This is a genomic window from Serratia sp. TSA_7, from assembly GCF_052692135.1.
Genome location: NZ_JBQZFU010000001.1, coordinates 620,256 through 635,379, shown reverse-complemented (window position 1 = coordinate 635,379; position 15,124 = coordinate 620,256). Strand labels below are relative to the sequence as shown.

The window sequence follows — 15,124 nt, the reverse complement described above, 5'->3', positions numbered from 1 at the left end:
ACAAGGTATCCCGTCGAGAGTGATCTAATGATTTATACAGTCGAATGCGGCTTTGCCGATCCCGCCAGTGAGGCAGAGTGGAATGATTTTTATAGTCTGGAAAAACTGCCCGCGCTCATTTCGGTGAGCGGGTTCCATACCTCGCAACGTTTCAAGGCGTTGAGCGCCGGTTGCCCTGTCTACCTCGCCATGCATTCGATCGACAGTCTCGATGTGCTCCAGGGAGATGAGTATCGTCAGAAAGGCGGTGGCAATTTCGCACGCTGGCAGCAGCACATCACCGACTGGCACCGCAATCTTTATGCTGGCCTTGATCGTGCCCCGGCCATCGGTGAACACGAACATCTGGTGACGAGTGCAGTCGGCCCGGAACCGCTCATCGAAATGGGCCTCACGCCTTATCGGATGCAGGCTGTCGCCCTGGAGAAATTCCCTGAAATTCGGTGGCTGGCGAAGCTGGACTGCACCATTGACCTGAGCCTGGAACCGCTTCCGAAGGGCGCGCACCTCTATGTGCCAATGGCAGGTCAACTGACAAAAAACAGTATCAGTGAGGAATACGGTGATGAATGACATGGCATTTCCAACCCGGCAGATTGGGGCATTTTCGATCACGGCCATCAGTGACGGATACCTTTCCACGGGTCTCGATTCGCTCTCCAATATCGATCCAATGGATGCGTCAACGTTGCAGCAAAACGCGGGGGTGAAGGATCCCTCTTCTATTCATGTCAATTGTTACTTGGTTCGGGGCCGTGGCCGCACTATCTTGATTGACGCAGGTGCCGGGGGATTTAAACAATGGGGCGGCAAACTGAAAGCGAATCTTGCACTTGCCGGCGTACGCCCCTGCGACATTGACACTATCCTTCTGACTCATGCACATCCCGATCATATCGGGGGGCTGGTGGAATCGTCAGGGGAAGCCGCCTTTCCCGATGCAGAGTTAGTGGTCCACCAGCATGAGGTTTCTTTCTGGGAGGACGACGGCAATCTCAGCCGGGCGAGCGAGCGCGCTCGCGGAAATTTTCTGTTTGCGCGCAAGGTGTTCGATAAGTATCGGCAGAGGATCCGCAGGTTTACGGATAATGAAGTTCTCCCTGGCATCAGTGCGCTCCCCCTTCCGGGGCATACCGCCGGGCATTCCGGTTATCGCCTCGAATCCGATAGTGGCAGTCTGTTGATTTGGGGGGATATCGTTCATTTTCCCCATATCCAGATTGCTCGCCCCGACGTATCCATTGCGTTTGACCAGGATCCGCTGGTTTCCGCCGAGACACGATCAAAACTGTTGGATATCGTCAGCTCGGACAAAACGCTTATCGCCGGCATGCACCTAGGGGAACTCGGTTTTGCACGTATCGAGCGGGCAGGCAAGAGCTACAAAATAGCTTACGAGTCTTGAGCGTCATCCCTTCCTCTGCCCGCATGCGAACGGGCGCGGGCCATTTTTATACCGGCAACGCCCGCGCCCGGTAGCCGTCCAGCTCGTTTTCCGGCATGCCGACCTGTTTCGCTGCCGCGCAAATCTGCCGCCAGGTGTTGTCGTCTATCGGGATCCCCCGCAGCAACCGCGCCTCACGGTTAGCGTCTTCCCATTCGCCCGGTACCTCAATCGGCTTGCCGTCGCTTGGCGGCGAAGCCTTGACCCAGTCGATAAAGGCCTCGGCCTCGGTCTGCATCTCGGGCGCTTCAAAGGCTTCCGGGTTGAGAATAATGGTGGTCATGCAGTTGAAAATGGCGCTGCTGTCGGATTTCAGCGTGGCGTCATGAGTCGTGCGACCGCCGGAGAGCGCGCCACCGAGAATTTCGCACAGGGTAGCCAACGCATAGCCTTTATGGGCGCCGAACGGCAGCAGCGATCCGAAAGGTTGTTCGTGCATCACGCTGGGTTCCGTGGTCGGCCGGCCTTGTTGATCAATCAGGTAGCCCGGCGCCACGCTCAGGCCTTTGTTGTAGGCCACGCGCGTTTTGCCGTAGGCGATGCCGCTGGTGGCGAAGTCCAGCAGTAGCGGTTTTTTACCCTCACGCGGGAAAATCACGCAAAACGGGTTGGTGCCGAAGCGGCGATCGCTGCCGCCGAACGGCGCCACCATCGGGTCGCCCACGACATTGACGAAATGAATGGAGATAAAACCGGCGCGCGCGCACTGCTCGGCCCAGTGGCCGATGCGGCCGATATGGTGAGAGTTATGCAAAGCCACCGCCGCCAACCCCAACTGCCGGGCGCGTTCGATCCCCTTGTCCATCGCTTCACTGGCCACCACCTGGCCGAATCCCTGGCCGCCGTCAATCGTCAGCACCGCGCCGGCATCACGCACCACCTGGGCATGAACGTTAAGCTGCAACTGCCCTTCCGCCAACGAAGCCATATAGCTTGGGATCATGCCGACGCCATGCGAATCATGCCCGGCCAGATTGGCCTGCACCAAATGCTCCGCCACCAGCGCGGCCTCCCGATCCGTGCTGCCGGCGTGGCGCCAAATGGCCTGTACAAATTGTTCAAGGCTTTGGCTGTCGATACGGTGTTCGGTGCTCATAATGCAGGTCCTTGCGCTGAAAAGATGTTCACAAACACTAGGAGCAAATCGTTGTTGCGGCAAGCCATTATGACAACGGCAATCAACGCTCTCTGGCGCGCTCGGCCGTCAGCGCCGCGATACGCATGATGACCGCTACCGCCTGTTCCATGCCCTCCAGCGAGATGAACTCGTGCTTGCCGTGAAAGTTATAGCCGCCGGTAAACAGGTTCGGGCATGGCAGGCCGCGAAACGACAGTTGCGCCCCGTCGGTACCGCCGCGAATCGGCTTCATTACCGGTTCGATATCGCAATCACGCATCGCCTGCTGCGCCAGCGCAATCACATGCGGATGCTCAGCCACGTGCTCGCGCATGTTGTAATAACTGTCTTCGATCGCCACTTCGATGTAGCAATCGCGCGGTAGGCCTTTGCCCACCTGACGCGCCACTTCAATCATCCGGCGTTTGCGCGCTTCAAAACCTTCGCGCTCGAAATCACGCAGGATATAGTGCATTTCGGCACGCTCAACGCTCCCCTTGATGCTGCTGAGGTGGTAGAACCCCTGATAGCCGGCAGTGGTTTCCGGGGTTTCATCCGCCGGTAACGCCTGCTGAATGCGGGTCGCCAGCGACAACGCGTTAACCATCACGCCTTTGGCGCTGCCGGGATGAACGTTGTTGCCGACAATTTTAATGGTCACCGAGGCCGCATTGAAATTTTCGCATTCCAGCTCACCGACGCCGCCACCGTCGACGGTATAAGCCCACTCGGCGTTGAACTCTTCTACGTCGAACAGCTGCGCCCCTTTGCCCACTTCTTCGTCCGGGGTAAAGGCCACGCGAATATCGCCGTGCGGAATGTTGCCCTGTTGCAAACGCACCATGGCGGTCAGGATTTCGGCAATGCCCGCTTTGTCATCGGCGCCGAGCAGCGTTTTGCCCTCCGCGGTGATCAGCGTCTGCCCCAGCATTTGGTGCAGGATCGGGAACATCACCGGCGACAGCACTTCATCGCCGATACCCAGGGCGATATCGCCGCCGCGGTAATTTTCGACAATCTGCGGATTAACGTGCTTGCCGGTAAAGTCCGGTGAAGTATCCAGATGAGAAATAAATCCAATGGCCGGCACCGGCCAGGCAACGTTGCCTGGCAAGGTCCCCATCACGCAGCCGTGTTCGCTGAGCGACACCCGTTCAAACCCCAGTTCAATCATTTCCTGTTGCAACGCACGCGCCAGCTTCAGTTGCCCGTCGGTACTCGGCACATGTTTGACGTTCGCTTTAGATTGCGTGTCGAAAGAGACGTAGTTAAAAAAGCGATCAAGTAGTTTATTCATGGCATCCGTCCTCAGAATATCGCATTTCATTATGCGGAACCGATCCGGATCAAATATTGAGACAGGTCATTTTTAACCAGAATTAACGGAAATCATTAATTCCCGAGATGTGTGCAATCTCACCGGCTATCTCCAGCCTGGAGGCCGCGGGCGCACTGATGTGATCCCCTTCACGCCTGGTACCTGTTGTCAGCCGCTGACCACAGGTACCTTTTTCGGGCAACCGATTGCAACGCCAAATCATTCCACCTATAACTAATTCAAGGCAAAGATTACCGCGTTCTTATGCTTTTATTTTCGCCACACCGGGGAGCTTTATCAGCAACGTCGTTATCCACTAAAAAATAAAAAAGGAACTGCCATGAAAGGTATTATTGATAATATCTTAAGCAAGCTGCAGACTTTCTCAAAAGCCATGATGGGGCCGATATTTTTTCTGCCGGTGATTGGCTTGATTCTGGCATTAAGTTCTATTCTTACCAACGCCACACTGGTGAATGAAAACTCCGGCGTATTTCATATTGGCAAAATGATCGGGGATACCTTTTGGCCGTTGTTCGGCAACCTCGGGCTCATTTTTTGTATTGGCATCACCTACGGGCTGGCAAAGGATAAAAAAAGCGAAGCGGCGCTGGTTGCCGTGATGTGCTTTATTATGTTCCTCGGTGCCAACTCTTCCTATTTACAGTTGAGCGGCCACGTCGCGCAGAAAATTAACGGGGAATATTACGGCACCGGGCAAACCGAGCTGCTGGGCTTTACCGTGGTGGATATGGGCATTTTCCTCGGTTTGATCCTCGGCATCACCATCGCCTGGGTGCACAACAAACTGTGCAACGTGGAGTTGAACGGCGTGTTCTCGGTCTACGGCGGTTCCAAACTGGTGCTGATCGCCATGACGCCGGTGATTATGCTCTACGCCGTCGGCTTCAGCTACCTGTGGCCGGCCATTTCGCACGGCCTGATCGCCCTGACCGGCTTTATGAAAAGCTCCGGTTCGCTCGGCGTGTTCGTCTACGGTTTCTTCGAGAAATTCCTGATCCCCACCGGGCTGCATCACTTTATCTGGTCGCCGTTTCAGCTCACCAGCATCGGGGGATCGATAGTTCAGGACGGCCACACGGTGTCCGGTTCACAGGCGATTTTCCTCGCCTATATGCGCGACCCCGGCATCTCTCCGCTGATGAACGAAGCGTTGCGCTTTTCGCAACAGGGCATGGTGACCATCTTCGGCCTGTCCGGCGCGGCGCTGGCCTTCTACCACACCGCCCGGCCCGAGAAGAAAATGCTGGCCAAAGCCATACTGATTCCGGCCATCACCACCTCTATTCTGGTGGGCATTACCGAACCGATAGAGTTCACTTTCCTGTTCATTTCACCGCTGCTGTGGGTGATCCACGCGGTGCTGACCGCGCTGTCGCAGGTGGCGTGCAATCTGTTCGAAGTACGCCCTTGGGGCGCCAGCGGCCTGATCGAGTTTTTGGTGTATAACCTGCCGCTGCCGGTCGCTCTCACGCGCTGGCCGCTGTATGTGGTGATTGGTCTGGTGCAGTTCGCCGTGTATTACCTGGTGTTCAAAACCCTGGTGTTGAAACTCAACTTAAAAACCCCGGGGCGTGAGGATGACGATGAGGTCAAACTCTATTCAAAACAGGACTACCAAAATAGCAAAAACCAGCCGAACGAATTAAGCGGCATTATTATTCGCGCCCTCGGCGGCAAGAGCAATATTATTTCCGTCGATAACTGTTTTACCCGGTTGCGAGTAGAGTTAAAGGATATGCAGCTTATTGACGAACCCGCATTAAAAAGCACCGGCGCCAAAGGCGTGGTGAAAAATCGCAATGAAGTCCAGGTGATCTATGGCGTCACCGTCGGCAAGGTAAAGAATCAGGTCGAAAAATATTTAGCGGCATTATAACGTTTATTCCTAGGGAGACTTGTCATGAAATTAACCGTTCTGGGCGGCGGCGGCGTACGTTCGCCGTTCCTGGCCAAATCCATCGCCTATAACGCGCACCGCATCGGCGTGACCGAAGTAGTGTTTATGGATACCGACCGGCAAAAACTCGCCGTTTACGGCGCTATCGCACAGGGGGTGTTCGAACGCATCCGCAGCGACATCGCCTTCAGCCTGAGCAACGATGCCCGCCAGGCACTGAGCGGTGCCGATTACATCATCACCACGTTGCGCATCGGTGGCGAAGAAGGCCGCATTCATGACGAGCGCATCGCGCTCAACCATCAGGTATTGGGGCAGGAAACCACCGGCGCGGGCGGTTTCGCCATGGCTATGCGCTCCATTCCGGCCATCATCGATTACTGCCGCCTGATCGAACAGGTGGCATCGCCGGACGCGGTACTGTTCAACTTCACCAACCCTTCGGGCATGGTGACCGAGGCGATCATCAAATCCGGCTTCAAGCGCAAGGTGTACGGCATTTGCGACGCGCCCAGCGAGTTTATCCGTGAACTGGCGGAGCTGCTGGGTTGCCGCGAGGCCGAGTTGAGCGTCGACTGTTTCGGGCTGAACCACCTGTCGTGGTTTCGCAACGTACGGGTCAACGGCCAGGACGTCACCGGGCAATTGCTGGCCGATCCGCGTCTTTACCGCGATACCTGCATGAAATACTTCTCGCCGGAGCTGGTGGCGCTGTCCGACAACCTGATGCTCAACGAGTACCTGTATTACTACTACTACCGCGAACAGGCGATCGCCGCCATCGTCGGTGCCGGCGAAACCCGTGGCGAACAGATTGCGCAGATTAACCGGCAAATGCTGGCGGATCTTGCCAAACTGAACATCCCCCACCAGTTGGATCAGGCCTTCAGCCTGTATTTCAGCCACTATCTGACGCGTGAAAACTCTTATATGCAGCGCGAATCGAGCCAGGGCAAAGTGAAAGAGCGGGAGATGCTGACGCTGCAACAGTTTATCGAACAGCCAGACAGCGGCGGTTACGCCGGGGTGGCGATAGACATTCTGGAAGCGGTGAATAACGGTCAGCAAAAACGCGTGGTGGTGTCGATGCAAAACAATGACACGCTCGATTTCCTGCACCCGGAGGACGTGATCGAAATCAGCTGCGAACTGAGCAACGCGGGCATTCATCCGGTGAAAATGCGCGATATCCCCGATACCCAGAAGAACCTGATCGCGCAGGTCAAAGAGTATGAACGCCTGGCGGTCGCGGCCATCCTGGAGGGCAATCGCCAGAAGGCCATCAAGGCGCTGATGGTGCACCCGCTGGTGAATTCTTATTCGCTGGCGAAAACCCTGGTCGAGGAATATCTTCAGGCCCATCACCAATATGCCGAGCACTGGCGTTAAGCGACGCGGCGCATGCCTTCAGGGGATGCGCCGTTCAAACCAGGCCTTGACCAGGTTCTCAAACCCCAGCAGACAATGGCCGAAAAACGGATTGGGGTAGTAAATATCGTGGTCGTATTTCTGCCGGTCTTCATAAAGAAAGGTCATGTCTGCCTGCCGCGCCAGCGGGCTGTCGCCGTCGCCGCAAAACGCCGCCAGCCGGATGTTGTTGCGCTTCACCGCCTCACTCCAGCTCAGCGCCGAATTGCTGTTGCCCGACTTTGAAATCACAATCACCATGTCAAAACGGAAACGCATCTTCTGATCGAGGATCTCGAAATCCGGCCACAGCGACAGATAGCTATCGATGCCCAACGTCATAAATTTGTTGTACATGTACTGCGCCACCAGTTGCGAGAAGCCGCTGCCGTGGATCAGGATCTTGCCGCTGTCGAGCATATCGAGAAACTGCGCCTGCTGCTTTTCATCGGCCGGAGCGACCTGTTGCGGTTCCCCCTGCAACGCCGGTGCCATCACCAGGTTGAACTTGATGAAATACACCAGTTCCAGATAACCGCGAAAACCGAGTTTCTTTGCCAGCCGCACCAGCGTTGAAGGCGAGCTGTGGCAGCGGACGGAAACCGCCCGGATGCCGTCATCGATGCAAGCATCCGGGTTGTCGAAAATAGCGTTGAGGATGGTGAGATCCGTTTTGCTCAGATCCGCCTGGCTGAATACCTGTTTGAAATTCACCGCGCCCCCTGCCCATTAAGTAAAAATAGCGGCCGCTCGGCAGGCAAGACCAGAGCGCAGCGGGTGCGCTCTGAACTGCAGATTAGGGCCGATCGGCCCGTTCGACTTTCCCTACCAGGAATTTGTGCACAAAACGCGGCACCACTTCACTGGCCTGGCCATAGTGTTTTTCATCAAACTGACTTTCCACCTGGCTGGGTTCCAGATTCAGTTCCATGGTATGCGCCCCGCCCAATCGGGCCTCGTGCACAAAACCGGCCGCCGGGTAAACATGGCCCGAGGTGCCGATGGCGACAAAAAAGTCGGCCTTGGCCAGCGCCTGATAGATTTCGTCCATGCCCAGCGGCATTTCGCCGAACCACACCACGTGCGGGCGCAGCGGTGCCGGGAACTGGCAGCAATGGCAGCGATCGTCCACGCTGAGATCTTCCGGCCAATCAAATACTTGCCCGGAGCTGGTGCAACGCACTTTCAGCAATTCGCCGTGCATATGCAGCACCCGTTTGCTGCCGGCGCGTTCATGCAGGTTATCGATATTCTGCGTCACCAGCAGGAAGTTATCCCCCAGCCAGGCTTCCAAATCCGCCAGCGCGCGGTGCGCGGCGTTAGGCGCGATTTCCGGCATTTGCAGTTGTTGGCGGCGCGCATTGTAAAACGCCTGCACCAGTTGCGGATCGCGCTTATAGCCTTCCGGCGTAGCGACATCCTCCACCTGGTGTTCTTCCCACAGCCCATCCGCAGCGCGGAAGGTGCGGATACCCGATTCCGCCGAAATACCGGCCCCGGTCAACACCACCACAAACGGCTTTTTCAGCTCGGCCGCCGCCATGGTGTCGCGATGGAAAATACGAGAACGAAAGCGCTGATGCAGCACATGCTTGCTCTTACGAAACTGACACAACCGATGGCGAGTGTGCATTAACTCTCTCCTTACCTTTCCCTGTTTTCCAAATTGAGGAACGCCGCCCCGCGCACGCCGCCGGCATCGCCATAGCGCGCTTTCTCGATCCGCGGCAGCTTGGCCACGCGCAACAAGTGCGCCGGTAATCGCTGTGGCAACGCCTGGTAGATCGCTTCAAAATTCGACAACCCGCCACCGATCACCACCAGATGCGGATCGATAATGGTCAACAGATTCCCCAGACATATTGCCAGGACGTCCATAAAACGCTCAACGTGAGCCACCGCCTGCGGCTCGCCTGTCTGATAATGCGCAATGATCTGCTGCGCAGGCAAGTGCTGCTGATAAAAGTGAGCGTACATCCACTCAAAACCGCGGCCCGATATGTAATTTTCGATGCAACCCTGATGACCGCAACCGCAGGCAACGCGAGGTATATCACGCCCCAGTACCTCGAGCGCATCGACCGGCAGGCGGAAGTGGCCAAATTCGCCGGCGATGTAATTGCGCCCGGACACCACTTTGCCCTCCACGATCAGCCCGCCGCCCACGCCGGTGCCCAGAATAATGCCCAGCACGGTCGGATAACGGCGGAACTCTTCGTCCCAGGCTTCCGACAGCGCAAAACAGTTGGCGTCGTTGTCGACGCGCACGTCGCGGCCAATCAGCTCAGCTAAATCGCGCGGCAGCGGCTGCCCCATCGCCGCCGGGACGTTGGAGGTGAACAACGTCCCGTCATCATTGGGCAACCCCGGAATGCCGATACCCACTTTGCCCCGCTGGCCGCAGAACTCATCCGCCTCAAGGGTCAGGTCACGCAGCGTGGTCAGCAATTGCCGGTAATCGTCACGCGGCGTCGGCACCCGTTTTTGCCAGATGCGGTTCAGATCCGCATCAAACACGCCCAGCTCAATTTTGGTGCCGCCCATATCGAAACCGTAGTACATAACCCACCCTCAGGCTAAAAAAAGGGGGCGGCGTTTCCGCTACCCCTGATTTTCGTTATTGTCCGCTCAACACGCGCGCCGGATCGATACGGCTGGCGCGCCTGGCCGGATACCAACTGGCCAACAGGCTGAGCACCAATGCGGTCGCCAATACAATCACCACGTCCAGCCAGTGCAGCTCGGAAGGCAGGAAGTCGATGAAGTAGATATCTCCCGACAGGAACGAGTGCCCCATCAGTTTTTCCAACCCTTTGATGATGTTGGTCAACTGCAGCGAGGCGATCACCCCGACCACCACGCCGCTGACGCTGCCCACCAGCCCGGCCAGCAGGCCGTACCAGATAAATATCGCGCGGATAAAACCGTCTTTGGCGCCCAAAGTGCGCAGCACGGCGATATCGCCGCTCTTGTCCTTCACCGCCATCACCAGCGTAGAGACAATGTTGAAGCAGGCAACGCCAATCACCAGCACCATCGCCAGATACATAATGGCGCGGATCATCTGGATATCGCGGTACATGTAGCCGTAGGTGCCGATCCAGCTCTTGATGTAGACGTATGAATTGGTGACTTCGCCCGCGTCGCGCACCAGTTTGTTGGCGGCAAACACGTCATTAACTTTAATCGCGATACCGGTCACGCTGTCGCCCATATCCAGATACTGCTGGGCATCGGCCAGCGGTACCATCGCCAGGCTGTGGTCCAGTTGGCCGCTCAGTTGCAGAATGCCGGTCACATGCAGACGGATGCGTTTGGGCTGCAACAGCTTCATTTGCGGATCGCTGTTGGGGATCATTACCGTGACGTAGGAGCCTTGCTTCACGCCCAACGCATCGGCCACGCCCTTGCCGAGGATCACCTGCTGCTCACCGCTTTTGAAATTGGCCCAGGCATCGCCCTGCACGTATTTCGGCAGTGCGCTGAGCTGGCTTTCCTGCTGCGGATCGACCCCTTTAACGCCCACCGCCCGCAGCTGCGCACCGTTTTCCATCAGGCCGGTAAAGTTGATATAGGGGGCGGCAGCCAGGATACCCGGCACCTTTTCCACCCGCTGCAAGATTGACGACCAGTCTTTGAACGGCTGTTTCACCGGTTCAATCTCGCCGTGAGGCACTACCGCCAAAATACGGTTTTTCAGCTCGCGTTCGAAGCCGTTCATCGCACTCAGCCCGACGATCAACACCGCCACGCCCAGCGCAATACCAATGGTAGAGATCACCGAAATCAGCGACACCATACCGCCGCGCTTGCGGCCCCGGCTAAAGCGCAGCGCCGTCAAAAAGGAAAGTGACGCACCCGCCATTACTCGGCTCCCATCAGGGTCAGTTGAGCCTGCAGGTGGCCGTCGGCCATTTCCAACTGGCGGCTGAGGCGCTTGGCCAGTTGCAAGTCATGGGTCACCACCAGGAAGGCGGTGCCCTGACGCACGTTCAGCTCACCGAGCAGATCAAAGATGCTGTCGGCGGTGCGCTTGTCGAGATTACCGGTCGGTTCGTCCGCCAGTACCAGCGACGGGTTATTCACCAACGCACGGGCGATCGCCACGCGTTGACGCTCGCCGCCGGACAGCTCCGAAGGCCGGTGTTTGCTGCGTTTTTCCAGCCCGACCGCCGTCAGCATTTCCAGCGCCTTGTCCTGCGCCTGAGCCGGTTTCATGCCGCCGATCAACAGCGGCATGGCGGCGTTTTCCAACGCGGTGAAATCCGGCAACAGGTGATGGAACTGATAGATAAAGCCCAACTGACGGTTGCGCAGCTCAGCCTTGGCCGCCGACGACAGGGTATTCAGCGACTGGCCTTTGTAGATCACTTCGCCGGAGGTTGGCGAATCCAGACCGCCCAGCAGGTGCAACAGGGTGCTTTTACCGGAACCCGAGCTGCCGACAATCGCCATCATCTCACCCGGCTGCATGGCAAAGCTGACATTACGCAGTACGTCGGTATGCAGATTGCCTTCCTGATAGGTCTTGCACAGGTTTTCGCACTGCAGCAAAAGATGGTTACTCATAACGTAAAGCCTCAGCGGGTTGTACGGCGGCAGCGCGCCATGAAGGGTAAAGCGTGGACAACAGGGATACCGCCATCGCCGCTACGGCGATAATCGTCACCTGCAGCGGATCGACCGCCACCGGCAACGACGCGCCGTCAATCAATGCGCCGAGGATCGGCATCAGGTTATTCAGGTTGGTGGCCAGCAGCACGCCCAGCAGCGTGCCGAGCAGCGACCCGATAATGCCGGCACTGGCGCCCTGCACCATAAACACCGACATGATCTGCCGGCGGGTCAGGCCCTGGGTTTGCAGAATGGCGACTTCGCCCTGCTTCTCCATCACCAGCAGGCCGAGCGAAGTAATGATGTTAAACGCCGCCACCGCCACGATCAGGCTGAGCAGCAGCCCCATCATGTTTTTCTCCATGCGTACCGCCTGGAACAGCTCGCCCTTGCGTTCACGCCAGTCTTTCCATTGCGCCCCTTGCGGCAATTTCTGCTGGCTGAGGGTATCGACCGTCAGCGGCTGTTGCAGGAACAGACGCCAGCCGGTGATATTGCCGGCCGGGTAGCGCATCAGGCGAGAAGCGTCTTGTTGATTGACCAGCATCTGGGTGCCGTCCACTTCACTGTTGGCGTGGAAGGTGCCGATAATAGTAAACAGGCGCTGGCTGGGAATGCGCCCCATCGGCGTGAACTGGCTGGCGCTCGGCACCATCACCCGCAACTGGTCGCCGCGTTTGACGCCTAATTGCCCGGCAAGCTGTTCACCGATGATGATATTGTACTGGCCCGGCTGCAACTGTTGCTGTTTGACGTTAACCAGATACTGCGTCAGCGGATCGGCTTCGTCCGGGTTCACCCCGAGCATCACGCCGACCGCCACGCTGCGGGCGCTTTGCAGCACCACGTCGCCGGTAGTCAGCGGCGCAACGCGGCTGACGCCCTGCAATCCCTGCGCCATCGAGGCCGGGATCTGCTGGGGATTGATCGACCCCTGCGGGCTGGTGATCAACGCCTGCGGCATCAGGCCAAGGATGTTGTTTTCCAGATCTTTTTCAAAACCGTTCATCACCGACAAAACGGTGACCAACGCCATGACCCCCAGCGTAATGCCGATGGTGGACAGCCAGGAGACAAACCGCCCGAAGCGGTCTGAGGCTCGCCCGCGCATGTAGCGCAGGCCAATGAATAACGCGACAGGTTGATACATGAAATCCGTTTTGTTGCCGTAGCTTAAGCAAAGTGATCAAGGATAATAAAGGCTATACCTCGTTTAGGGAACCACCCAGACGCCTTTTATTCCGCCTATTGCGCATTGCGCCGCAGCATCTGCCCCAGAGCTTTGCGTAAGTGTTGTACCCGTTTCAATCGGAGCGCATGTATTCGCTCCTCCCGCGGGCTCTGTCAGGAACAGCGTTGAACGCTGCAGCCTGACAGACGGCAGGTCGTTAACCGGCATCCCGTTTTAACAGGTTATAAACCGACACCCGTGAAATGCCCAACGCCTCCGCCGCCATGGTGGCGGCCCCGCGCAGTTGCAGATAGCCCTGCTGCTTCAATAACTGGATCACTTGATAACGTTGCTCTGAAGAGAGCGCACGCGGCTGGGTAGCGTGCGACGCCGCAAAGTTGTTGATCACGGCGGCGATATCCGACAGCGAACGGGCCCCCTCCGCCGCCGGCTGCGGCGCACTCTGCACTACCGCGGTCAGTTGTTGCAGAATGGCGTTGACGCTGTTGAAGATTGAGACGTCCAGATTGAGGCAGATGGCCGCCACATAGACGCCTTCACTGTTGCGCAGACCGATCGACGTGCTCTTGGCCGGGCGCCCGTCCGGGAAGGCATTGGCGTAATTTTGTACCACGTCCGGAAAGTCCGGCGAGGCAATGCGCTCCAGCCCCATTTCACTGGCGGCGTCACCAATGCTGCGGTTCGACAGATTATTGGCGATGGCGACGATAGCGTGCTCCGGCTGTGTCAGATCGTGCAATACCACTTCGCAACTGGGGGCAAACATCATGCCCAGCGCCTGGACAATTTTTTCCGCTTCGCGCAGCAATAGCGCATTTTCCTGCCTGAGATCGCTCATTGACTTAACCGTTTGACAAAAACTTTACAAAGAGTAAATTAAAAATCCCGGGCAATCAATCCCCCCTTCATCCATGCGAGGTCGCCATGAGTTCAACGCCCCACTGTATCACCGCCGCCGATATCTCTGCCGCCGCAGAAATTCTGGCCGGACATGCCCTCCGCACGCCGGTCATGACTTCGCATCAGGCCGACAACCTCACAGGCGCACAACTGTTCTTCAAATGCGAGAACTTCCAGCGCGTCGGGGCCTTTAAGTTCCGCGGGGCGTACAACGCGATCGCGCAACTGAGCGAGGCGCAGCGCAAGGCCGGAGTGATTGCCTTTTCCTCCGGTAACCACGCGCAGGCAATGGCGCTGGCGGCGCGGGAGCTGGGCGTCAACGTCACCATAGTCATGCCGAACGACGCGCCGGAAACCAAGCTGGCGGCGACACGCGGCTACGGGGCCAACGTGGTGATTTACCAACGCCACAGCGAGAACCGCGAAGAGATTACCCAGCGCCTGGCCGCAGAGCATGGCCTGGCGATCGTCCCCCCCTATGATTACCCGCAGGTGATTGCCGGCCAAGGCACCGCCACCAAAGAGCTGATAGAAGAAGTCGGCCCGCTGGACGTGTTGTTGGTGTCTACCGGCGGCGGCGGCCTGCTTTCCGGCAGTGCGATAGCGGCCCGCCACTGGTCGCCGGGCTGCAGGGTGTACGGCGTAGAGCCGCAGGCAGGCAACGACGTGCAGCAGGCTTTTCGCAGCGGACAACCTGTGCGCATTCCGGTGCCGAAAACCATCGCCGATGGCGCGCAAACCCAGCAGGTGGGCACACTCACCTTCCCGATCATCCAGCAGTACGTAGAGGATATTCTGACGGTCACCGACGCGCAGCTGTGCCGGCAAATGCGCTTCTTTATGGAACGGATGAAAATGGTGGTCGAACCCACAGGGTGCCTGGCCGCAGCGGCGGCCATGAATTCGCTGCTGGATTTGCGCGATAAAAAAGTCGGGGTGATTGTCAGCGGTGGCAATGTCGATGTGGATAAAATCGCGCAATACCTCGCGATGGGCGCGCAAGAATAATACCTTCAGTGGGTTAACGCTCCCCTAGGCGCCCCGTTCGCCCAAACCCGAGAGGGCGCACGCCATGCTGCGCTCGCATTGGCCATAAATGCCGCCGGCGGCGCTGCAACTTGAAAGACGACGGATATGGCGCTTTTACCTATGTCAGTTTGCTGGCCAGTGGGCTAGTATTACCGGGTAAAGGCGCTTTGTTATTTGTGCCA

The 15,124-nt window shown here is 57.6% G+C and carries 14 protein-coding genes; 5 read left to right on the top strand and 9 right to left on the bottom strand.

Features of this window, described 5'->3' with window-relative positions:
- The first annotated feature begins 27 nt into the window (after window positions 1–27).
- Window positions 28–573 carry a sugar ABC transporter gene (locus tag ACUTQW_RS03105; RefSeq protein ID WP_445654798.1) on the top strand — a complete coding sequence of 182 codons (546 nt, stop codon included), beginning with the start codon at window positions 28–30 and terminating at the stop codon, window positions 571–573.
- On the top strand, window positions 566–1,405 hold the full coding sequence (locus ACUTQW_RS03100; RefSeq protein WP_020438868.1) for an MBL fold metallo-hydrolase: 840 nt from the start codon (window positions 566–568) through the stop codon (window positions 1,403–1,405). Before ACUTQW_RS03105 ends, ACUTQW_RS03100 begins: the two co-directional genes overlap by 8 nt.
- A gap of 46 nt (window positions 1,406–1,451) precedes the next feature.
- On the opposite strand, the gene ACUTQW_RS03095 is transcribed toward ACUTQW_RS03100, so the two are convergent.
- A complete protein-coding gene (locus ACUTQW_RS03095; RefSeq protein WP_006324821.1) occupies window positions 1,452–2,540 on the bottom strand; it encodes a malate/lactate/ureidoglycolate dehydrogenase in 1,089 nt (362 codons plus the stop codon).
- Window positions 2,541–2,622: 82 nt separating this feature from the next.
- A complete protein-coding gene (gene pepT, locus ACUTQW_RS03090) occupies window positions 2,623–3,858 on the bottom strand; it encodes a peptidase T (protein WP_006324820.1) in 1,236 nt (411 codons plus the stop codon).
- A gap of 361 nt (window positions 3,859–4,219) precedes the next feature.
- Between pepT and ACUTQW_RS03085 the strand changes: the two genes are divergently transcribed.
- Together ACUTQW_RS03085 and ACUTQW_RS03080 are read left to right on the top strand one after the other, a co-directional pair.
- Window positions 4,220–5,779 (top strand): PTS transporter subunit EIIC, encoded by a 1,560-nt coding sequence (locus ACUTQW_RS03085; RefSeq protein ID WP_006324819.1) that lies wholly within the window; start codon window positions 4,220–4,222, stop codon window positions 5,777–5,779.
- Window positions 5,780–5,803: 24 nt separating this feature from the next.
- The gene (locus ACUTQW_RS03080; RefSeq protein ID WP_006324818.1) at window positions 5,804–7,189 is read left to right on the top strand and encodes a family 4 glycosyl hydrolase; all 1,386 of its coding nucleotides are present in this window, start codon (window positions 5,804–5,806) and stop codon (window positions 7,187–7,189) included.
- Window positions 7,190–7,207: 18 nt separating this feature from the next.
- Here the strand turns inward: ACUTQW_RS03080 and ACUTQW_RS03075 are convergent, their stop codons facing one another.
- The 7 genes from ACUTQW_RS03075 to ACUTQW_RS03045 all read right to left on the bottom strand — a co-directional run bounded on the left by ACUTQW_RS03075 (window position 7,208) and on the right by ACUTQW_RS03045 (window position 13,851).
- Window positions 7,208–7,921 carry a MurR/RpiR family transcriptional regulator gene (locus ACUTQW_RS03075; protein WP_004943264.1) on the bottom strand — a complete coding sequence of 238 codons (714 nt, stop codon included), beginning with the start codon at window positions 7,919–7,921 and terminating at the stop codon, window positions 7,208–7,210.
- Window positions 7,922–8,003: 82 nt separating this feature from the next.
- On the bottom strand, window positions 8,004–8,840 hold the full coding sequence (gene cobB, locus ACUTQW_RS03070; protein ID WP_004943260.1) for a Sir2 family NAD+-dependent deacetylase: 837 nt from the start codon (window positions 8,838–8,840) through the stop codon (window positions 8,004–8,006).
- A gap of 11 nt (window positions 8,841–8,851) precedes the next feature.
- Window positions 8,852–9,769: an N-acetylglucosamine kinase gene (gene nagK / locus ACUTQW_RS03065; RefSeq protein WP_006324816.1), complete on the bottom strand. Its 918-nt coding sequence runs from the start codon at window positions 9,767–9,769 to the stop codon at window positions 8,852–8,854.
- 55 nt (window positions 9,770–9,824) lie between these two features.
- Window positions 9,825–11,072 (bottom strand): lipoprotein-releasing ABC transporter permease subunit LolE, encoded by a 1,248-nt coding sequence (gene lolE / locus ACUTQW_RS03060; protein ID WP_004943254.1) that lies wholly within the window; start codon window positions 11,070–11,072, stop codon window positions 9,825–9,827.
- Window positions 11,072–11,776 (bottom strand): lipoprotein-releasing ABC transporter ATP-binding protein LolD, encoded by a 705-nt coding sequence (gene lolD / locus ACUTQW_RS03055; protein ID WP_006324815.1) that lies wholly within the window; start codon window positions 11,774–11,776, stop codon window positions 11,072–11,074. The genes lolE and lolD overlap by 1 nt, the downstream gene beginning before the upstream one ends.
- On the bottom strand, window positions 11,769–12,971 hold the full coding sequence (gene lolC, locus ACUTQW_RS03050) for a lipoprotein-releasing ABC transporter permease subunit LolC (RefSeq protein ID WP_004943249.1): 1,203 nt from the start codon (window positions 12,969–12,971) through the stop codon (window positions 11,769–11,771). Before lolC ends, lolD begins: the two co-directional genes overlap by 8 nt.
- Before the next feature lie 238 nt (window positions 12,972–13,209).
- The gene (locus ACUTQW_RS03045; RefSeq protein WP_004943247.1) at window positions 13,210–13,851 is read right to left on the bottom strand and encodes a helix-turn-helix transcriptional regulator; all 642 of its coding nucleotides are present in this window, start codon (window positions 13,849–13,851) and stop codon (window positions 13,210–13,212) included.
- Between the two features lie 86 nt (window positions 13,852–13,937).
- Between ACUTQW_RS03045 and ACUTQW_RS03040 the strand changes: the two genes are divergently transcribed.
- Complete coding sequence (locus ACUTQW_RS03040) at window positions 13,938–14,921, top strand: threo-3-hydroxy-L-aspartate ammonia-lyase (RefSeq protein WP_037432707.1); 984 nt, start codon at window positions 13,938–13,940, stop codon at window positions 14,919–14,921.
- Window positions 14,922–15,124: the final 203 nt, after the last annotated feature.